This window comes from Roseibium sp. (assembly GCF_965232425.1).
Classification (GTDB): Bacteria; Pseudomonadota; Alphaproteobacteria; order Rhizobiales; family Stappiaceae; genus Roseibium.
The window spans coordinates 2,463,401-2,483,564 of record NZ_OZ246971.1; the positions used below are offsets into that span (position 1 = coordinate 2,463,401).

The following is a 20,164-nucleotide window of genomic DNA, read 5'->3' on the forward strand; positions in this document are numbered from 1 at the left end:
TTCCTGATCAACTGACACCAACTGCAGCGAGGATCGGGGGCGCATCCAGGTCTGCACGAGGTTTTCAGACAGCTCAGCGAGGCAGTCTTGCATCATTTCGACTACAAAAACGGCGCGCTTCATGCCGAGGATGTCGCAATCGAGGAGATTGCGCGTGCGGTCGGCACGCCCTTCTACTGCTACTCGACCGCCACGCTGACCCGGCACTACCAGGTGTTCGCGTCCGCTTTCGACGATATTCCGTCGCTGGTCTGTTATGCGATGAAGGCGAACTCGAACCAGGCCGTCCTGAAAACGCTCGGACAGCTCGGTGCGGGCATGGACGTGGTGTCGGAAGGCGAGTTGCGCCGGGCGAGGGCCGCAGACGTTCCCGCCAGCAAGATCGTGTTTTCCGGTGTCGGCAAGACCGAGGCCGAGCAGGCCTATGCCCTGCAAGAGGATATTCTGTGCTTCAACGTGGAGTCGGAGCCGGAACTGCAGCAGCTTTCCCGCGTTGCGAGCGAGATGGGGCGCGTCGCGCGGGTCTCCATGCGCATCAACCCGGATGTCGATGCGAAAACCCATGCGAAGATCGCCACCGGCAAGGCGGAGAACAAGTTCGGCATTCCGTGGCAGCGCGCGCGTGAAGTCTACGCTCATGCTGCAAAACTTCCGGGCATCGAGGTCACCGGCATCGACATGCATATCGGCTCCCAGATCACCGAGCTCGGACCGTTCGATGATGCCTTTGCCCGTCTCGGAGAGCTGATATCCGACCTGCGTGGCCAGGGCCACAAGATCGATCACGTCGATCTGGGCGGCGGTCTGGGCATTCCCTATGTCAGCGACAACGATCCGCCGCCGCATCCCGATGCCTACGCACAGGTGGTCAAGAAACACGTCCGTGAGCTCGATTGTACCGTCATGTTCGAACCGGGCCGGCTGATCGCCGGCAATGCCGGCATCCTGGTGACGCGCGTAATCTATGTGAAAGACGGCGCCGACAAGACCTTTGTCATCGTGGACGGGGCCATGAACGACCTGATCCGGCCAACTCTCTATGAAGCCCATCACGAGGTTCGGCCGATGAAGGAAGATCGCGGCGATCTTGACCGAATCAGGGCGGATATCGTCGGACCGGTGTGCGAAACCGGGGATTTTCTCGCGCAGGACCGCGACATGGCGAAAGTGGAGGCTGGGGATATCCTGGCGATCTATTCCGCCGGTGCCTACGGCGCGGTGCAGTCCAGCACCTATAATTCGCGTCTTCTGATCCCGGAAGTGCTCGTAAACGCAGATCAATTCGCGGTCGTGCGTCCGCGACCGTCCTATGACGAACTGCTCGGACTCGATCAAATGCCGGATTGGCTCAAGGCTTCGTGACGCAATCGGTCCGTAATTAGTTGCTCCGACCGGTTGCCGGATGGCTGCTTATGCCTCACTTTATAGGGTGGTGGGCCAATCCTGACGCCGGTGACCGCGGTTGCCTCGGCATCGGGATACGAACCGGAGGTGCCTTTGAGCCGGATAGAGAGCGATCAGGATACAGGCAGGTCGAAGGATACCGGGGCATCCGGTTGGCGGGACTTCATCCAGTCACGCCTTGAGACACTGATCGGCCAAAGCCGGGTTTCCCTGTTCGTCGAACGCTTGTGGCGCGCGGTGCTGCCCGTGCTCGTCGTCGTCGGTATCTATGTCGGCCTGTCCTGGCTTGGGCTGTGGACAGTTTTGCCCGTGTGGATCGGGCTGGCCGGAATTGCGCTCTTCGCCGGCGCGGTGGTCTGGGCATCGAAGGACTTGGTCCGCCTGACATGGCCGTCGCGTGACGACGCGCTGCAGCGTGTTGAAAAAACCTCAGGCTACAAGCACCGGCCGCTGACGACGCTCGAAGATGATCTTTCGGTCGGCTCCGACAATGCAGAAAGCCGGGCAATCTGGGCCCTGCACCAGCGGCGGACCGCCGAGGCCGTCGCGTTGATCCGCTCGAAAGCACCGGATCCGCAGGCCTTCCGGCGGGATCCCTGGGCGCTGCGGGTTCTGGCCGCCAGCTTGCTCGTGATCGGATTCGCCGCTGCCAAGGGCGACCATATGGGCCGCCTGACATCCGCATTCCAGAACCCGTTCAAGACCGTCGAGCCGCCGAGCCGGTTGGATGCCTGGGTCACGCCCCCGATCTACACGAGCGAGCCGCCGGTCTACCTTACCGGGGAGAGTGCGTAGCTGCGCGATGCCGGCGCACCGGTCAACGTGCCCGAAGGCTCGGTGCTCGTGGTGCGCTCGCAAGGGTCGCAGGAAATCAGCATGACGTTTGCCGGTCCGGATGACGCCGAGCCTACCGTCATCGAACCGGACCAGGCCCTCGGCGATGAAACCGACGCCGACCTTGCCAAGCTGCTGCCTGTCGAAAGGCGGCTGACCCTTGAAACGACCGGGGTCGTCGAACTCTCCAACACGGACGCACCCGAAGAGCCTTTCCTGAGGTTCGTGTTTGCGGTCAAGCCGGATGATGCGCCTGAAATCCGTCTGACCGATGACCCGGAAGCGCAGCTGAGCGGTGCGCTCAAATTCTCCTATCTCGTGAATGACGACTATGGCGTCGTCGCCGCCGAGGCGCGGATCACGCCCCTGCCCAATCCGGATCATCAGGACCGGGTTCCGCGCCCGCTCGTCGAGGCGCCCCAGTTTCCGCTGTCCCTGCCGCCGCGTTCCGGAACGGCCAAGACGGCTGAGACCATCCGCGATCTGACCTCGCACCCCTGGGCGGGGTCCGAAGTCGACCTGACCCTCCTTGCCCGCGACCAGGCCTCGCAGGAAGGCCTGTCGCCGCCTTACCGCATCACGCTGCCGCAACGCCGCTTCGCCAAGCCGCTGGCGCGGGCGATCGTCGAACAGCGCCGCAACCTTGCCCTCGACGCGCAGAACCACGCGCAGGTGATCACGGCCATGGACGCCCTGATGCTTGCGCCCGAACTGTTCGATTTCAGGGCGCGCAACTACCTGGGCATGCGGTTTGCCTATGGCGAGCTGACAAGCGCGGAAACCGATGACGACCTCAAGGCGATGCTGCCGCTTCTGTGGGATCTGGCGCTGTCGATCGAGGATGGCGACCTGTCTGCTGCCGAACGGAAACTGAGAGATGCCCAGGAAGCCCTGCGCAAGGCCCTGGAAGAAGGTGCAAGCGACGAGGAAATCGCCAGGCTGACGCAGGAGCTGCGCGAGGCACTGAACGAATACATGCAGGCGCTGGCGGAACAGATGCGCCAGAACCCGCAGGCGATGCAGCCGTTCGACGGAAACCAGCAGACGCTCAATCAGCAGGATCTGAGCGAGATGCTGGACCGGATCGAGGAACTCGCCCGGACTGGGTCGCGCGATGCCGCGCGCGAGCTTCTGGCTCAGATGCAGCAGATGCTGGAAAATCTCCAGGCCGGCAGGCCGCAGATGATGCCGGAAGGCATGAACAGCGAAATGATGGAGATGCTCAACCAGCTTGGTGAGATGATCCAGCAACAGCAGCAGCTGATGGATGAAACCCACCGGTTCAACCAGGATCAGCAGCGTCAGCGCGGCAATCAGCAGCAGGGCCAGCAGCAACAAGGGCAACAGGGCCAGGGACAGCAGCTGACCCAGGAGCAGCTCGAACAGATGCTCCAGCAGCTTCAGCAGGGCCAGGGTGACCTGGCGCAGCAGCTGCAGCAGCTGATGGATCAGCTCGGCCAGAACGGCATGGGCCAGAACGAGGCGCTCGGCCAGGCGGGCGAATCCATGGGAGATGCCCAGCAGTCCCTCGGACAGGGGCAGGGCCAGCAGGCCCTCGGGCAACAGGGCGATGCGCTTGATGCGCTGCGGCGCGGTGCCCAGAGCATGACCGAGCAGATGATGGGACAGGGCGAAGGTGCCGGGAACCCCAACGGACCCTCGCCGCTCGACGAGGACCCGCTCGGACGGCCGCGGCGCACTGAAGGGCCTGATTTCAACAACCGTGTCCAGATCCCGGACGAAATCGACGTGCAGCGGGCGCGCCGCATCCTGGAGGAATTGCGCAGACGCTTCTCCGACCCGTCCCGGCCGCAACTGGAACTGGACTATCTGGAACGGCTTCTGAAGCGGTATTGATCGACCTGTGAGCCGGCACCTCCTGCGGTGGGCCGGATCACTGCTTTCTTCCATGACAGGCTTCCATGACAGGCAAACAACGATGCATCGTGCATCCGGCGTCAGCGATCGGCGCTTTTCGTGCCTCTATGCAGCGGCAGTGGCTTTTATCCGGACTCGGGATATGATCCCTGGAAACACGCTGACCAGGGATGAATATGCCGGGGTGGATTCTGTCGCGAAACATGTCGATCGCGCTGTGGCTTGCAGTGTCCGCCTTCGTGTTTCTCGTGGTGATCCTGCTCCGTCATGCGGGCTTGCTGCAGTCTCTCGAGCTGGCCCACTATGATTTCACGACATCTTATCTGGCCGAAAGCGGCCAGACCGAGGACGTCGTTGTTGTCGCGATCTACGAATCGGATCTCGGCGACTGGGGCTGGCCGCTCTCGGACGACAAGCTGGCTCAGATCACGGGCGCGGCGCTTGATGCGGATGCCGCCACCGTGGGCATTGACATTTACCGCGACCGGCCGGTCGAACCCGGGTCCGAAACGCTTGATGCGATCCTGAAAGACAGCCGTGTCGTCACGATCACGAAGCTCGCCGAAGACGGCAGCATCCTGATCCGCGCACCCTCCGTGTCGGAGCAGGCGGGCACCTTCGGGTTTTCCGATGTGCCCCTTGATGTCGACGGTGTCACGAGACGGTCCCTCCTGCTTGTCAGGGATGGCGAAGCCCTGCATCTGTCCTTTGCGATGAAACTCGCGATGAACATGCTCGGCAGCACCGACCCGGTGCCTTCGCCGGCCGACACCCGTGTCGTTCTCCTCGGCCAGATGCCTGTCCCGCCCCTGCCCCCGGGGTTCGGCAGCTACAATGAGGTGGATACAACGGGTTACCAGGTCATGACCCGGTTTCCGAATACGCCGCCAATGTCACCGGTTGTCGACGCACGCGATCTGCTTGAGGGAAACATCGAGGACGGCGCGCTTCGCGGCAAGGCCGTGCTGATCGGACTGATCAGCGACACGATCAAGGACCACTTCGTCACGCCGGTGAACCGGCGCTCCGGCGCAAGGTTCGTCTACGGTCTTCAACTGCACGCGACGATCGTTCAGCAAATTCTCGATCATGCTGCGGGAGACTTGCAGCCGCTGTGGGATGTTCCGAAACCGCTTCAAAGCCTGTTTGTTGCCGTTGCGGCCCTGATCGGTGCTGCGATCGCCCTGTTCCTGCGCAATGCCGCCCTGACCTTCGCCGTCAGTCTCGGCGGCGCACTGTCGGTTCTGATCCTGATGTCGGGCGCCATGAGCCTGGGAGCCTGGCTGCCCGCCGTACCTGTCGTGCTGGCCTGGCTGGTTTCGTTCCTGATGTCCTTCTCAATCGTCGCAATCGTGGCGCGCCGCCAGCGGACCACGCTTTCAAAACTGTTTCAAAGCCAGCTGTCACCTGAACTTTCGCAGGAAATCTGGTTGCAGCGGGAGCAGATCCTGATTGGCGGAAAGCCCGTTCCGCGCCGGCTGACCGTCAGTCTGCTTTATGCGGATATTGCAGGCTCGACCCGTGTGAGCGGTGGGGCCGAACCCGAGGACTTCATGGACTGGATGAGCACGGTACTCGACGCTCTGGGAGCCGATGCGGCAGATCACCGGGGATTCGTGGAGAAATATACCGGAGACGGTATTCTGGTGGCGTTCGGCGCGCCCCTGCCGAATCAGGTCGATTGTCCGGAACAGGCCGACGCCCGCGCCGCATGCGCTTGCGCGCTTGCGATGCGTGACACGATTAACCGCCTGAATGCGCAAGGCAAAACAAACTGGCCTTACCACCTGCGTATCGGCTTGCATTGCGGAGAGGTCTTTGGCGGCGCAATTGGCGGAACGCACGCAATGAAATACAATCTCATCGGAAACACGGTGAATACCGCCGCCCGGATCGAGAGTTTCGGCAAGACGGTCAATGACCGGGCCGGCGACAGCGTAACGATCTGCTGCTCGGAAGAATTTGCGCAGCTCCTGGATGGCTTTGCCGCGCTCGAACCGGCTGGAGAGTTGCTGCACGATGACGGGCAGAGAAAACACCGGATCCTGCTGATAAAGGGGCTTTTATAGACATGTTCGTAAGGGCATTTCCGTGAGAAGCGTTTTGCGCACCATAATATTGATGCTCGCCGCGACAGCCGTGGGGAGCTTGGGTGCGCTTGTGTTCATCTGGACAACCGGTGCCCCGGATCAGGATCTGCCTGCCACAAAGATCGTCTTCGTGCCGCCTGCGGCCGGCGCGCCTGCAGACAGGATCGGGGCCGGAACGCGGGAAATCCTCTCTGCGCCCGGGGTTGTCCAGATTCTGATACCGGAAGGCGGCGGGGTCAGCCTCGCGGCCTCTCCTGCACTGCTGTGGTCACTTAACGCTCCGAAAAAGGGGGTCATGCGTGCCGAACTCGTCCCGCTGAGTGGCGGCGCGCCTGTTGCGGAAAGGACAATGAGCGGAGATCTCGGCCCCGGCCTCTATGCCCTTGATCTGGCCATGACCGGCGAACCTTTGGCGCCGGGGCGGATTTACGAGTTCAAGGTCCTGCTTGCCGATGAAAACACGGGTGAGCTCTTCGTTCCGGCAAAGGGCCTTGTTGAGCGCCGCGAGGGCCGATTGGCCGAAGACGCCGCGGACGCCGCGTCCCGAGGCGCCTGGTTCGACGCGCTCGGCTTCGTGACGGAAAACGATCCTTCGGGACGGGCGCGGGTGACGGATCAGACGGGCTTTGGCGACCTGTTGCGCTCGGCCGGGTTCAAGCTGGACGACCTGCCGCAATGAGGGCCCTAGCCCAATCGGATTTCAGGCAGCCCTGGTATCTCCGGCGGACGCGCAGGCAATAGCCCTTTCAGTCCGAATGGCGGTGGATGACAGAACCGGAGTTGAAGACTTTACTGCCGGGTCATCGTGAAATTGCCGCGGCAATTGCCCTGATCGTGCCGGAACGTCCCCTTGCCGCCATCCTCGCCGATTGTTCCGGTCAGAGTATTGCTTTGAGTTCGGCCCTCGTGAAAAAAATAGAGCTTGATATCGACACGGCCGGTTTCGCTGACCGTTCCCTTCCAGTTGGTGCCGCGGGTGATGACACCGTCCCTGATCTGAACGATCTGACTTTGTCGCGCCCAGCCGCATGGTCCCCTGGAAATGCGGACAAGCATCCAGCTGCCGTTCAAACCCGGTCCGTTGGCGGCCGGGCAGACGCGCGACGGATCGCGTTTGAGCCGCTCCAGAAGATCCGGTGACACGTCCAGTGCCGCAACGCTGCGGCCCGAATGCCGGGCATAGTTTTCCAGCGCCTGCCTGCTTTTGCGACCCCAGACGCCGTCCGCCGTTCCGGCCTTGCAGCCAAGGCGGTTGAGTTCGGCCTGCAGGGACCGGACAAGGGCCTTGTCGTTCCCGGTCTCGGGCGGCTGTTGTTCTCGATTAGGTTCTTCCTGCGGCTGCAGAACCGCGACCTGGGGGTCTGCAGACGGGTTGTTCTCGACCGGTTTCGGGGGTTCGGCGGGTTCTTTCGCGGACGTCCTCGGACGTTTCAGATCCTGCAGTTTCAGACGCGCGATTGCTACAAATTTTCCGTTCGGATATTGCGACAGATAGCTCTCGAAATATTCTGTGTCGGTCGCGTCCTTGATGGAGTTCCAGTAAGCCAGCTCGATCTGCAGGTCGGGTGTCGGGCCGGTCGCCGAGGTCTGTTGCTGCTTCAGGATGACCTTTCCGGTCAGGGATGAGTTTTCCCAGGGGATCTGTTGGCCGCCGGTTGCCTGAAGAACATCGACGCGGACCCGCACCAGGCTTTGCGAAATATCTTCTCCGGGGTGCCCGAGATGCTCGACGAGGGCCGCCGTGAACGGGCTGTTGCGGCCGTCACCGTCCAGGGCGACATTTCCGGGCTGGGTGGAAAAGGAAACAAGTGTGCCGACACCGGAACCGATCCGGGCCAGGCCGTTGCCGACGGAGGTGGACCGGGTTCCCATCGAGCGGGCAAGATTGCGGGCCAGGGGGTTGTTCCTGCAGGCGTCCAGGAAAATCAGGTTGGTCTTGCTCAAGCGCTCCATCGCGGACATGACCAGGGAAATCGGCATCGCTTCGAAATCGATATCGTTTTCCGAGCGCAGCTGGGCGTCGACGGGAACCAGGTAATTCCTGCCCCGAACCTGCAGTCCGTGTCCGGCGTAGTAGAACAGAGCGATATCCGCGTCCCGCAGAGAGTTCACGAAATCCCGGACGGTGCGCCGCATGCCGGTGAAGTCCAGATCCGTCCCCTTCACTACCTCGAAGCCGAGGGTCTCGAGTTTTCCGGCAATATCGTCAGCATCGTTCAGGGGATTGGCCAATTCGCCGGCATGTTCGTAGGTCGCGTTGCCGATCACCAGGGCAACGCGTTTTTCCGCGGCAAGACCCTTGGCCGTTGCCAGGAAAATCAACACGAACAGTCCCAGAAGAACGCGACGCATCACCCCACCCCGTCACTGGTGCATTTTTGCGAACCGCCCTGCTCCGGTCTTCCCGGTCCCGTATCGATCGCAGGAGCGCCGGATGCCGGGCGATCGCCTGCACCTCGGGAAGTCTATAACAAGAGGCCGAAACACCTCAAGATGACGCAGAAACGCGCAGTTCCGTTCAGGAATGTTACGCGATGGCCGGCTTCAACCGGGATCAGGATTGCGCGAAGAACGCCAGGGCGACAACGGCCAGAAGCGATGCCGCCATCGCGAAGTTGATGCGGCGCTGCACGCGCGGGTCCAGATCGAGGCGGTGCAACGCCATGCCCGCATAAAGCCAGATGAAATGGATCGGCAACCAGATCATGTTCATGATCAGGAACTTCAGGACCAGTTCGACAAACAGGCTCTCCGGCCAGAACGCGAACCCGGTCAGGAGCGCGGTGTTCACCGCGTAGGCCTTCGGATTCACTGTTTGCAGGATAATGCCGGACCAGAAACCGGGCGCCTTTTTCGCCTCGCTGAAACCGATGCGCGAGCCAGCGAACGCGATCCTGTAGGCGAGATAGATCAGGTATCCCATCGACGCGACCATGAGAACGGCCCGGATGTTCTCATTCGCGAGGATGACCGCCGCCATGCCGGACACGACCGCGAGCGCAACCAGATTGGTGCCAACGAACAATCCGCCGATATAGCGCGCGCCCGGGGCAAAGCCGAAGGCCGAACCGACACCCGCTACCGACAGGACGCCGGGCCCGGGTGTGATGATGAGGAAGAAAACCGCGAACGCGAATGTGATCATGCCTGCGTGTTAGAAGATGCGACCGAGCGCGTCAATCAACGCGTGGGAACCGCTATTTGCAAGTCCTCACCTGATGCGGCTCATACTGACATGGAACTTCAAGTGCGGATCTATTCTGTTGGCGCTGGCGTCGATTTTTTTTCTGACAAGTGCGATCTCCGGCAACTGAAGTGTAGCGGACAGACGTTTCATGTTCGGCACCACAAACTGTGCGTCCTTGAAGTGGGTGCTTATGCCGCCCCTCAGCGAAACCCGGCCGGAATCTGTATAAGTTGCATCAAAATCGGAGAAGGGTTCGTAGGGTTCAATCGTCCGGTAATGATACGAGCGAATGTAGAACCTGTTGTCCCGCGCGCTGAGCCTTGCGGAAACCAGAACCTCTCTCGTCCCTTTCTTGTTAGGTGCCCAACCCTTGTCATCAACGAGCCACTCCCGATAGACAATCAGCTGCCATTCGCCTTCATATGATTTCGGAGCGGCCTCGATGGCTTTTGACAAGGCGTTGATCGTCTTTGCATCCAGGAATCCTGTTTGGGGAACGCGATTGGCAACCTGGAAGCTCCTGAGTGCACGTCTGGATCTTTGTCCGAAATCGCCATCGGCACGCCCCAGGTCATAGCCAAGGAGGTTCAGGGTTTTCTGGATTTCGGCAATCCGATCCCTGTCGAGGCTCAAGGCTCGCTCGGCCTGTTCCGGACTGAGCGCAACGGGCTTGTCCTGCGTTTTGGAAAGTTCCTTTTTGGGCTTGCTGTCCCCGAGTTTTGCGACCACGTCGGGGTTGGATTTTTCTTGGGACCCCTTTGATGAGACTGTTTGTTCGGCTGTGGAGTCCAGGAGGTTCTTGGCAATTTCAGCCGTGGCCGTGCCTTCAAACCGCTCAACAATCAGCCGTAGTGACGAACTGCGTTTGCTGCCCGCAGGAAGGTTCATCGCAGCGCGCAACAATTCGACAGCGGTCGTTTCCTGCGAGGCCGGCTGCTGGACCACCACATCGCCTTCGATCGTGACGTTCGGCTTATAAAAGTAAAATTCTCTGGCCATCGACGCCACGATTTCGGGGCGCTGACCCCCGGAAGTGGTATCCAGCACGTCACCAGTGACCCGTTTGAGGAGAGCTGAAATCTCAATGCCCGGCGTCGAAATGTGACGCAGCAGCGCAGATGTGAATGGCGAATGTTCTTCGGTGCCGTCGTAGGCTACCCGTCCCGGAGACGTCGCGAAGGCCACGAACGAGTTGGCGTAAGCCTTGTGAAGCGGCGCCAATCCCCGGGACATGCCCCAGGCGCTGCGCACGTTTGGCTCTGTCGCAGCCTGCAGGGCATCGGCAAGCGGGTTGTTCCGGCACGCGTCGATGATCGCGATACTTGTTTTTGCATTTCGCGTCATCAGGTCGAGAATTCTTCCGAGTTCGAAACCATCCTGATCTATCAGAAGCGGATTCTCCACCTTGGCGGTTTTCGAAAGAAGATAGTTCTTGGTGTTGATCTGAATACCGTGGCCGGCGAAATAGAAAACCGCCGCGTCGGCCCCTTCGGTTTTCTTGATGAATTTGAGAAGCGCTTGCCCCAGGCTACTCTGATCGGCATTCAGGCTGATATCGACATCAAACCCGGCAGCAATCAATGCCCGCCCAATGGCGGATGCATCGCGGGTCGGGTTCTCCAGATAGGTGGCGTTGTCGTACGCGCCGACACCGACGACAAGTGCCACGCGCGTTTCGGAATTGGCCGGGCTGGCAAGCAAAGCCAGGGAAACGATAGTTGCGAATAAGCCAAAAAACCTGAATGCCTTCGAACCCTGAAGCATGCGTCTGCTCCTTTTTCGCAAGGAGGAAAAAATGTAATCAGTTGACGATAAACGAACTACAAGATCGAGAAAAGCAATCATGTCGCCCAAGGCAACCCTGTGGCGAACAGATCTTTCAAAGGCGCCTGCTCCGCAATCGAGTCTTGGCACGGGCAAGTTTGGCAGAAGTATCACGGGTTTCGATCGGCAGATCTACTCCCAATCGATTCGGTCATTCAGTGGAATTCGTATCGGTTACGCGTATCTGCGCGTGTCCTCCGGCAGAACGCCGGAAATGGCGTTGCGCACCGCCTTGCGGATGTCGGCCAGCGAGAACGGCTTTGTGATGACATCGTGAACCAGAGCGTCCAATCCGTTGGCCCGCTCGCGCTGATCGGCGAAGCCTGTCATGAGCAGAATCGGCATGTCGGGAAAGTCGCGGGCGGTGTGCAGCGCAAGCGCGATGCCGTCCATGACGGGCATCTTGATATCGGAGACAAGAAGGTCGAAACCGCCGTCTTCGTCGGTCAGGACTTCAACGGCCTCGCCGCCATCCTCGGCGACGCTGACCGTATGTCCGTCCAGCTCCAGCGCGCGTTTCACGAAGCTTCTTACCGCGTCATCGTCTTCTGTGAGAAGAATGCGAGCCATGCTCACTCTCCTGTCTTGCCGTCAGCCGCCGCTTCGTTTTCCGAAGGCGCAACATATCCAATAAAGGGCAACTGCCGCCACGCGTGGCCCATATCCATACCGTATCCGACGACAAACTTATCAGGACAGGCAAACCCGACATAGTCTGCAGATATGGCAGCTTTGCGGCGCTCGGGTTTATCCAGCAGCGCCGCGATCTTGACGGACCGCGCGCCGCGCTCCATGAGGCGCTCGCGCGCGAAGGCCAGCGTGCGGCCCGATTCCAGGATGTCGTCCACCAGGACGATGTCGCGGTTGGTCACATCGCTCTCCACGTCGCGCAGAACGCGGATGTTGTCCGAACCTTCCGTACCGGCGCCATAGGACGACAGGTGGATGAATTCCATTTCAGGCTCAAGCTGGGCGCGATGCATGGCCCTGACAAGATCGGCGGCAAAAATGAAGCTGCCCTTCAGAACAGCGACGACAAGCAGATCCCGGGGCTGGCCTTCGGCAATTTCCTGCGCGAGCGCTGCGACCCGCGTGGCGATGGCATCTTCGTCGAAAAGCGTATGGATGTTTGTTGTCATGGTCACTCGAGTACTATCTGGCGTTGGCCGCGGTCGACGAAACGGACCTGTATGTCGGAGGCTTCCTGCGGAGGGTCGGCCAGTATTGTCCTGAACCGGGTTTCGTCGAGCCCGTTCAGTGTCTTGGTCCGGGGTTCGACGGTCCAAGCGTATACTTCCTGAACGTCCGAATTGCGAATCGACAATCTGACGGCCGGGACGGAATTGGTTTCGTCGAGGATGTTTCTGATCGATCCCTCGACGACGAGGATCTGCTTGCCGCCTTCGATCTCCGAAAACGTGCGCAGGTTCCTGAATTCAAGTCCGCGCAAATTGACTTCGAACCCGATGATCTGGAAAAGACTGGCAAGATCGGGGGACTGTTTGACCATGCCGTCGCGCAGGAACACGAAGGACGCCACCGCGGCCAGTGCGACGGCGAAAATCAGGACGCCGCCGATACGCCGGAAGTTGCGGCGCGCAAACCACCCGATGACCGCGCCGATATGATTGCGCCGGAACTTGTCCGGGTTGACGATGATCTTCGGCCTCTTGGCCTGAGACTCGATGTCCTCGTTGCCGTCGCTGCTTTCGTCGTCTTCGAGGTCGGCGGCAAACTTGTCCTCGTCCTTTTTCGAGGTCGAATCGTCTTCGTCCTCGTCGGCGGCAAAGTCCGCTTCGTCCTCAGCGGACCCGAGCGTGTTGTCGCCGTCTTCCCCGGTATCTTCAACCGAAGATCCGGCATCATCCTGCGCGTCCGCTTCCCATTGCGCCTCGTCCTGACCGGCGCCGTCATCGTCGGGCCCGGGTTCTGATCCGGCATCCTTGTTCTTGAATTCGGCGGTATCGTCCTCATCCGCCGACACGAACCAGCGGTTGCCGCACTTGGCGCATTTGACGCTGCGCCCCTGCTGGCCTACAGCTTCCGCCTTGATTTCGTAGGACGTGCTGCAATCCGGACATGTGATCTTCATTTGTGAAGACCTTTCGTCATGGCGTGCTCAAGTGCTGTTCTCGTGTGACCGATCGGGCGGAATCCGGCACGAAATGTTGGACAAATGCCAGCAATTCCGATGATGGGCTTTCCGGATTCTAATGGACCTTTATATGATTAATGCACCGTTAACGGCATGGCTATAGCGTCGCTCCATCAACAGGAGACATATTCGTGATCCGCTTTGAGAATGTCGGATTGAGATACGGCATGGGACCGGAAATCCTGCGCGATCTGACCTTTCAGATCGAGCCGCAGTCGTTTCAGTTCCTGACCGGACCTTCGGGTGCCGGAAAGACCAGCCTGATCCGGCTTCTGTTCATGTCGCTCCGGCCAACACGCGGACTGATCAAGGTTTTCAATCGCGACCTGAGCGTGATCGACAAGCAGGAACTGCCGCGGCTGCGCCGGAAGATCGGTGTCGTCTTCCAGGACTTTCGCCTGCTGGACCATCTGACGACCTACGAAAATGTCGCCCTGCCGCTGCGCGTTGTCGGCAAGCAGGAATCCGACTACCGGGCAGACGTGATAGACCTCCTGAAATGGGTCGGGCTCGGAGACAGGATGCATGTGCTGCCGCCTGTCCTTTCGGGGGGCGAGAAACAGCGTGCGGCGATCGCAAGAGCGCTCATCACCAGGCCCGAGGTTCTTCTTGCCGACGAGCCTACGGGCAACGTCGATCCGCCCCTTGCGCGCCGTCTGTTGCGTCTTTTCATAGAATTGAACAAACTCGGCACGTCCGTGGTGATCGCGACGCACGACATTGCCTTGCTGGAACAGGTGGATGCGCGGCGGATGGTGCTGGCGGACGGACGCCTTTCGATTTTCGACTGAACAAACCCCGTCAAGGCAACGGGTTCGGCTGCAGACAGACAACCAGGCAACAGAATGGCCCAACCAGAAACAGAAGATGACAAGCAGGCGTCTGTCGTCGCAGTCAAGCCGCCGGACCGGCCAGGGCGTCCCAAGCGGGCCAAGAAAAAGCCGAAGCCGAAAGCCGCAAAGCCGGAACAGGGCGATGATGCCAAGCTCCGGCCGTCTGCGGCAATCGTGCCGCCGCAGTCGGTTGCCGGCCGGGCGCTGACGCTCGTGGTCGCCATCATGAGTTTCCTCGCCTGCCTGACGGTCGGCGCGGTGTCCATCGTCTGGGACGCCGCCGACGCCTGGCAGAACGATCTTGTTCGGGAGATCACGATCCAGATCCGGCCGACGGAAGGTGTCGACATGCTTCGGGAGATCGACAAGGCCGTCGCCCTGGTGCAGGAGTTCCCCGGGATCGGTTCCGTCCGGGCGCTTTCGGATGCGGAAACGAAATCCCTCCTGGAGCCGTGGCTCGGTGAGGGTCTTGAACTCGACGGGCTGCCGGTCCCCAGGTTGATCCAGATTTCCGTCGGCGACCCCGCACTTCTCGATCTGCAACAGCTGCGCACCTCCGTGTCGCAGCAGGTTACGGGGGCAAGCGTCGACGACCATTCGATCTGGACGTCACGCCTGTCCGCCATGGCCGGCGCGGTCGTTGCCGGAGGGGTTGCGATCATGATCCTCGTGCTCGGATCCATGGTGCTCAGCGTGGTTTTCGCGACGCAATCCGCCATGGCGGGCAACAAGGATGTGGTGTCCGTGCTTCATTTCGTCGGCGCAGAGGACGGGTTCATCGCGCGGGAGTTTCAACGGCACTTCCTGCTGCTCGGTCTCAAGGGCGGCGTTTCGGGTGGCGTTGCAGCAATCCTGTGTTTCGTGATCGTGGATCTTCTGACCCGCCAGGCGTCCGGGCAGGCCGGGTCCGACCAGCTTTCGGCCCTGTTCGGCTCCGTCTCCGTGAGCCTGCCGGGTTACCTTGGGGTGCTGGCTGTTGTTTTCCTTGTTGCGATCCTGACTGCCCTGACATCCGGGCTCGCCGTCAAGGCTCATTTGGCGAAAGTGGATTGAATTTATTGGTCAATGCCGCGAAATTGGCTCAATCGAAGGCCACACTTGCCGGATGATGCGTGTAGACACAGCTCTTGATTCGGCCGCTGGGAATGGCCTGGAGACCGGTGCAGCCGAGGAAAGCGGCGCCCGCCACGGAAACGTGTCTACGCACAAGGCCCGGCCCGCGTCAGGTGCGGTGCGGAAAAAACGGTTCGGTCTGCGTATCGCCTTCGTCACGGTGCTGCTGGCACTTGCCGGCGGGGTCCTGGGCCAATTCCTCTATTTCGCGCATCAGATCTCGACAGCCAAGGTGCCAAGCACGGTCAACGCAGATGCGATCGTCGTGCTGACGGGCGGACAGGCGCGCGTCAGCGAGGGGCTGCGCCTCCTGGAGGAAGGCCATGCCGACCGGCTTCTGATTTCCGGTGTTCACCCGGGCACGACGCGTGAGCAGCTGGCAGCGGTGACGTCGTCGACAATGCCGCTCGAGAAGGCGAGCGTGGATCTCGACAGGGTCGCCCTCAATACTGCCGGAAATGCAATGGAAACCGCTGTCTGGGTCCAGAAGAACGGGTTCGGTTCGCTGCTGGTTGTGACCAGCGCCTACCACATTCCAAGAGCGAAAGCGGAATTGTCCGACGTGTTGCCCGACGTCGATCTGATTGCCTATCCCGTCTTCTCCAAGGGTCTTGAACTGGACACCTGGTACAGGAAGCCTGCGACGATCCGGCTTCTCATGCGCGAATATGTGAAGTATATCCTCGCCAGACTCCGCAACACCGTCAGGGCCATGAACTGAGCTCACTCGGAACCTGGCTCAGCGGCGATCCTGCTCTGTTCTGGTTTTCTGGTGCCATGCTTCTTCTGCGATCTACCCTTTTTCAGGTGCTGTTCTACGCGGTGACCCTCATCGAAATGATCCTGTTTTCACCGGTGATGCTGTTGCCGAGAAAATGGGGCTGGCCCATCGTGCCGTTCTGGTCGCGCACGCTCATCTGGCTGATGCGCGTGGTTGCCGGCCTCAAGGTGGAAATAAGGGGCCGGGAGAACCTGCCGGACGGCGGCTACATCGCAGCGATGAAACACCAGTCGGCCTGGGAGACCGTGGCTCTCATCCCGCTTTTTGCAAGTCCGACCTTCATCCTGAAGCGGGAATTGCGCTGGATTCCGATTTTCGGCTGGTACACGGCCAAGTACAGACAGATCCCGATCAACAGGGGCAAACGCTCGGAAGCGCTGGCGGCGATGATGGAAGCGGCCAAGGAAGCGATCGCCGAAGAGCGCCAGATCATGATCTTCCCGGAGGGGACGCGCCGTCCGGCCGGTGCGGAACCGAAATACAAATACGGTATCACGCACTTGTACCGGGATCTCAAATGTCCCGTTGTGCCGATTGCACACAATGCCGGGCTCTACTGGCCGCGGTCGTCCTGGAAGGTTTACCCCGGAACGGTCATCGTCGAGATCCTGCCGCCGATCGAGCCGGGACTAACGAACGACGTCTTTTACGAACACCTTGTGGAGACGATCGAAACGGCCAGCGACAGGCTGATCGAGGAAGCCAGGAGCGCGCCGAACCCGTCTCCGGTGCTCAAGGATGTCGATGCGGCCAGGCAGACCGCCGCCGAGGCCGTGCCGTCACAGTGACTTGAGCCGCTCCGCGAGCCAGGCCAGGTTCGTGTCGGCGATGCCCATTTCTTCCAGGTGGGCGGCGGTGTTGATGACGTATTCCGGGTTTTCCCCCGATTTTCCGACCGCGCCGTTCACGATTTCAAGCTGCTCCTCCAGCGGCAGTGCCCCCGCATACTGCGGATGGCCGTGGTCGACCATGTAGACAAGTGCGTGCACCTGCTCGCCGCTGCCGATCTCGATATTGTGCCAGTGCTCCTTGTAGACCATCGTGGTCTGCTCGCGCGCGCGCAGGTATTCCAGAGTGTCCGGCCAGATGTCTTCCGCCACCTGATAGGCCATGCCGCGGCAGGCTCCGCCATTGTCCAGCCCGAACACAAGTCCGGGACGTTCCTGGGTGCCGCGATGAACCCAGGAGTAGACGCACAGCGCCCGGTGCGCGCCTCTCAAAAGGGCCGGTTCGGATCGAATATGGTCGAATCCCGGGTTCCACATCAGCGACCCGTAGCCAAATATCCAAAAATTGCTCATATCGTCCTGTCTATCATTGTGCCGCCGGGGGAGATAGCAATACACGCACGATGATTCAAATGAAGTGCGCAGGCCGACCCGATCAAGAGCGCGCGAACCGAAAGCGATGAAGACTGTGTCAGAACACGAGACCAAACCGAGCAAGCCGACACGACGCCGGTACATTCTGCTTATGTGCGTGATCGGGCTGGTCATTGCCGGATGGTCCGGCGCCTGGTTCTTCGGGCGGTCCGTTCTGGCCGATCAACTCGATGCCCAGTTGCGGGCGATGAAAACCAATGGGCTGGATCTATCCTGCTCGGACCTTGCCATTGCGGGTTACCCGTTCCGCTACGAAGTCTATTGCCGGGATCTCGCGTCGAATGACCGCTATGGCACCAAGGGCTCGCTTGGCGGCCTCAATGCGGTCGCGCTGATCTACAACCCCTGGCACATCATATTCGAGGCCAAGGCTCCAGCGTCGATCGCGGAACCTCTCAGCGGTCTGCTTGGCGAGATGCGCTGGGACACGGCGCGCGCAAGCGTCAAGTTCTCCAGTTCGGCGCTTGGCGCGTTCGATGCCGTTTTGAGCAATCCCGAAGCAGCCTTTGAAAACCCGGCGTCGCGGGGCCTGTTTGCGGCAGAAAAGGCGGAACTCCATCTGCGCAATGCTCCGGAGACGGCCGATGCGGTGGATGGGTTCGTATCCGTCGATGCGCTGCAACTGAAGTCACTGCCGGAATTCGGCGCGACGATCGACATGCGCGCGCACGTGCAGGTCACCGGCGGGGCGGCGCTTCTGGCAGGCAGCAATCTCGCGCTGCTGGTCCGGCAGCAAGATGGCCGCCTTCCCGTGAAACTGGTGCTATTCGAAACCGTGCTGGGAGACAGCCGAGTCGCCGCCGCCGGGGATCTTGCAATCAACGGTGACGGCACGGTCTCTGGCAAGCTTGATCTGACCATCGGCAACGCGGATGGATTGCTCGACCTGGTCGAGCCCATGTTTCCGCCCCAGGACAACAGCTTTTCCCTTGTCCGCAGCGTCGTTCAAAGCCTGAAAGGTGCGGAAACGCAGGTCGACGGCCTGCCATCGATTACGCTTCCCGTCGCGATCGATCAGGGTGTGATACGGATCGGTTTCCTGACGCTCGGCCGGATCCCGCCGCTGTTTTCAGCGGGAACATAACCCGGCCGAGATCCGGGCGCTGCTCAGTCGCCGGCAACGCGATCGATGGGGATCACGTAGCTCTTACGATGGTCGGGTTCCGCAATCTTCTCGTAGAGCGCGACGGCCGGAGCGTTCTTGCCCGGCACAATCCAGCGTAGGTGAAGCCAGCCGCGCTTTTTGCCTTCGGCCACGAGAGCCTCGATAATCTTCCGGCCGGTCCCCTGGTTGCGGTGTTCAGGATGGACATAGATTTCATCGAGCTGGCCGATGCGCAGGCCCGTGATCAGCTCGGGCAGATCGAAGTAGACACCGAACCCGATCAGATCCTCGCCCGAAAATGCGCCGAGCACTTCCGCGTTCCTGTCCGACAGGATGCGTTCTGCGTAGTAGTCGTCTGGTCGCCGCGGTGCGCCGCGTTTCAGGGCCTGCGCGTTTTCCGCGATAAGTGGCGCAAGCTTGTGAGCATCGTCCTGCCCCAGCGTTCTGATTTCCGCAGTTGTCATGAAGTCCCCGGGATTCACAGGTCAAAATTAGTGCCCCAACATGTCCCGAAACGGGAGCCGGGATCAAGGACCTGAGTGAATTTCTTCTGGGGGTTCAGGTTCCCCTTTCGATATTGGACGATTCGTGCCAAGAGCGCGGAAGGTTCACGCACAGGTGCGGGGGTGTGGTGGAAAACGGACGCATAAGGGCGACGGCAATTGGCTTGAGCGCCGTCTTGATGTGGGCAACGCTTGGCGTCTTCGGCGCCGGGTCCGGGGCCGTGCCGCCGTTTCTGCTGAATGCGCTCTGTTTCGGCATTTCCGGTTCGCTCGCGGTGATCTGGCTGGTCTGTTCAGGCCGCCTCGGGCTGCTCCGGCAACCGCTCAGGGTCTGGATCTTCGGGACGGTCGGTCTGTTCGGGTTTCATTTCTTCTACTTCACGGCGATCCGGAATGCGCCGCCGGTGGAAGCCAACCTCATCAACTACACCTGGCCGCTGCTGATCGTTCTGTTTTCGGCATTTCTTCCGGGGGAGAAGCTGCGCGCGCATCATCTTCTCGGCACGGTGCTCGGCCTTGGCGGCGCGGCGCTACTGATCAGCGGTGGCGACGGCGTCCGGTTTTCGGGCAGTCATGCCATCGGTTACGGCGCGGCGGTCGCGTCCTCGCTTTTCTGGTCGAGCTATTCGGTTCTGTCCAGGCGGCTCGGCAAGGTGCCGACGGAAGCCGTCGCGGGGTTCTGCCTGATGACGGCGGTCCTGTCGGCTCTTTGTCACCTGATGCTTGAACAAACGGTCTGGCCGGGTGACGGGCGCGAATGGGCCTCCGTTGTCGCGCTTGCGCTGTTTCCGGTCGGGCTCGCCTTCTTCACCTGGGACATCGGCGTCAAGCGTGGCGACATCCAGGTTCTGGGTGCCGCGGCCTATTCTGCACCCTTGCTGTCGACGCTGCTGCTCATCGCCTTCGGCTTCGGTGCGCTGACGCTTTCGGTCCTGATCGCCTGCCTCGCGATCACGCTGGGCGCCGTCATCGCCGCCAAGGACATGATTTTCGCAAAGGCAAACAAAGGGAGAAACGGCGTCTGACATGTGCCTTTTCTTCTCCCTTCGGTGAATTTCACAGCGCGGCACAATCT

The 20,164-nt window shown here is 60.8% G+C and carries 17 protein-coding genes and 1 pseudogene; 10 read left to right on the top strand and 8 right to left on the bottom strand.

Going from position 1 to position 20,164, the window contains the following annotated elements:
- The first annotated feature begins 87 nt into the window (after positions 1 to 87).
- The 4 genes and pseudogenes from lysA (at position 88) to ACO08A_RS11250 (ending at position 6,885) form a co-directional block, all read left to right on the top strand.
- A complete protein-coding gene (lysA, locus tag ACO08A_RS11235) occupies positions 88 to 1,362 on the top strand; it encodes a diaminopimelate decarboxylase (RefSeq protein WP_422041147.1) in 1,275 nt (424 codons plus the stop codon).
- 267 nt (positions 1,363 to 1,629) lie between these two features.
- Positions 1,630 to 4,095 (top strand): annotated as a pseudogene (locus tag ACO08A_RS11240) (TIGR02302 family protein).
- 197 nt (positions 4,096 to 4,292) lie between these two features.
- Complete coding sequence (locus ACO08A_RS11245) at positions 4,293 to 6,185, top strand: CHASE2 domain-containing protein (protein WP_422041148.1); 1,893 nt, start codon at positions 4,293 to 4,295, stop codon at positions 6,183 to 6,185.
- Positions 6,186 to 6,207: 22 nt separating this feature from the next.
- Positions 6,208 to 6,885, top strand: a complete 678-nt coding sequence (locus tag ACO08A_RS11250) for a hypothetical protein (protein ID WP_422041149.1) — start codon at positions 6,208 to 6,210, stop codon at positions 6,883 to 6,885.
- Between the two features lie 110 nt (positions 6,886 to 6,995).
- On the opposite strand, the gene ACO08A_RS11255 is transcribed toward ACO08A_RS11250, so the two are convergent.
- The 6 genes from ACO08A_RS11255 to ACO08A_RS11280 all read right to left on the bottom strand — a co-directional run bounded on the left by ACO08A_RS11255 (position 6,996) and on the right by ACO08A_RS11280 (position 13,309).
- Positions 6,996 to 8,558: a caspase family protein gene (locus tag ACO08A_RS11255; RefSeq protein ID WP_422041150.1), complete on the bottom strand. Its 1,563-nt coding sequence runs from the start codon at positions 8,556 to 8,558 to the stop codon at positions 6,996 to 6,998.
- Positions 8,559 to 8,760: 202 nt separating this feature from the next.
- Complete coding sequence (locus ACO08A_RS11260) at positions 8,761 to 9,351, bottom strand: LysE family translocator (protein ID WP_422041151.1); 591 nt, start codon at positions 9,349 to 9,351, stop codon at positions 8,761 to 8,763.
- A gap of 66 nt (positions 9,352 to 9,417) precedes the next feature.
- Positions 9,418 to 11,157: a caspase family protein gene (locus ACO08A_RS11265; RefSeq protein ID WP_422041152.1), complete on the bottom strand. Its 1,740-nt coding sequence runs from the start codon at positions 11,155 to 11,157 to the stop codon at positions 9,418 to 9,420.
- Positions 11,158 to 11,391: 234 nt separating this feature from the next.
- Positions 11,392 to 11,787: a response regulator gene (locus ACO08A_RS11270; protein ID WP_422041153.1), complete on the bottom strand. Its 396-nt coding sequence runs from the start codon at positions 11,785 to 11,787 to the stop codon at positions 11,392 to 11,394.
- Between the two features lie 2 nt (positions 11,788 to 11,789).
- Positions 11,790 to 12,356, bottom strand: coding sequence for a hypoxanthine phosphoribosyltransferase (hpt, locus tag ACO08A_RS11275; protein ID WP_422041154.1), 567 nt, complete (start codon positions 12,354 to 12,356; stop codon positions 11,790 to 11,792).
- A 2-nt stretch (positions 12,357 to 12,358) separates the two neighbouring features.
- Positions 12,359 to 13,309 carry a zinc-ribbon domain-containing protein gene (locus ACO08A_RS11280; RefSeq protein ID WP_422041155.1) on the bottom strand — a complete coding sequence of 317 codons (951 nt, stop codon included), beginning with the start codon at positions 13,307 to 13,309 and terminating at the stop codon, positions 12,359 to 12,361.
- Positions 13,310 to 13,503: 194 nt separating this feature from the next.
- Here ACO08A_RS11280 and ftsE point away from each other — a divergent pair, with 194 nt between their 5' ends.
- Genes ftsE through ACO08A_RS11300 form a run of 4 tightly spaced genes read left to right on the top strand, consistent with a single transcriptional unit; the run spans position 13,504 to position 16,887 of the window.
- Entirely contained in the window at positions 13,504 to 14,163 is a 660-nt protein-coding gene (gene ftsE / locus ACO08A_RS11285; protein ID WP_421980370.1) for a cell division ATP-binding protein FtsE, read from the top strand.
- A gap of 54 nt (positions 14,164 to 14,217) precedes the next feature.
- A complete protein-coding gene (locus ACO08A_RS11290) occupies positions 14,218 to 15,258 on the top strand; it encodes a cell division protein FtsX (protein ID WP_422041156.1) in 1,041 nt (346 codons plus the stop codon).
- A gap of 52 nt (positions 15,259 to 15,310) precedes the next feature.
- Positions 15,311 to 16,039 (top strand): YdcF family protein, encoded by a 729-nt coding sequence (locus ACO08A_RS11295; protein WP_422041157.1) that lies wholly within the window; start codon positions 15,311 to 15,313, stop codon positions 16,037 to 16,039.
- Between the two features lie 56 nt (positions 16,040 to 16,095).
- Entirely contained in the window at positions 16,096 to 16,887 is a 792-nt protein-coding gene (locus ACO08A_RS11300; protein WP_422041158.1) for a lysophospholipid acyltransferase family protein, read from the top strand.
- Here ACO08A_RS11300 and ACO08A_RS11305 read toward each other — a convergent pair.
- On the bottom strand, positions 16,879 to 17,400 hold the full coding sequence (locus ACO08A_RS11305; RefSeq protein ID WP_422041159.1) for a gamma-glutamylcyclotransferase: 522 nt from the start codon (positions 17,398 to 17,400) through the stop codon (positions 16,879 to 16,881). The two genes, ACO08A_RS11300 and ACO08A_RS11305, sit on opposite strands and share 9 nt — an antisense overlap.
- Positions 17,401 to 17,506: 106 nt before the next feature.
- On the opposite strand from ACO08A_RS11305, the gene ACO08A_RS11310 reads away from it, so the two are divergent.
- The gene (locus ACO08A_RS11310; protein ID WP_422041160.1) at positions 17,507 to 18,565 is read left to right on the top strand and encodes a DUF2125 domain-containing protein; all 1,059 of its coding nucleotides are present in this window, start codon (positions 17,507 to 17,509) and stop codon (positions 18,563 to 18,565) included.
- A 23-nt stretch (positions 18,566 to 18,588) separates the two neighbouring features.
- Here the strand turns inward: ACO08A_RS11310 and ACO08A_RS11315 are convergent, their stop codons facing one another.
- Positions 18,589 to 19,050, bottom strand: coding sequence for a GNAT family N-acetyltransferase (locus ACO08A_RS11315; protein ID WP_422041161.1), 462 nt, complete (start codon positions 19,048 to 19,050; stop codon positions 18,589 to 18,591).
- 218 nt (positions 19,051 to 19,268) lie between these two features.
- Between ACO08A_RS11315 and ACO08A_RS11320 the strand changes: the two genes are divergently transcribed.
- The gene (locus tag ACO08A_RS11320; protein WP_422041745.1) at positions 19,269 to 20,114 is read left to right on the top strand and encodes a DMT family transporter; all 846 of its coding nucleotides are present in this window, start codon (positions 19,269 to 19,271) and stop codon (positions 20,112 to 20,114) included.
- Positions 20,115 to 20,164 lie beyond the last annotated feature (50 nt).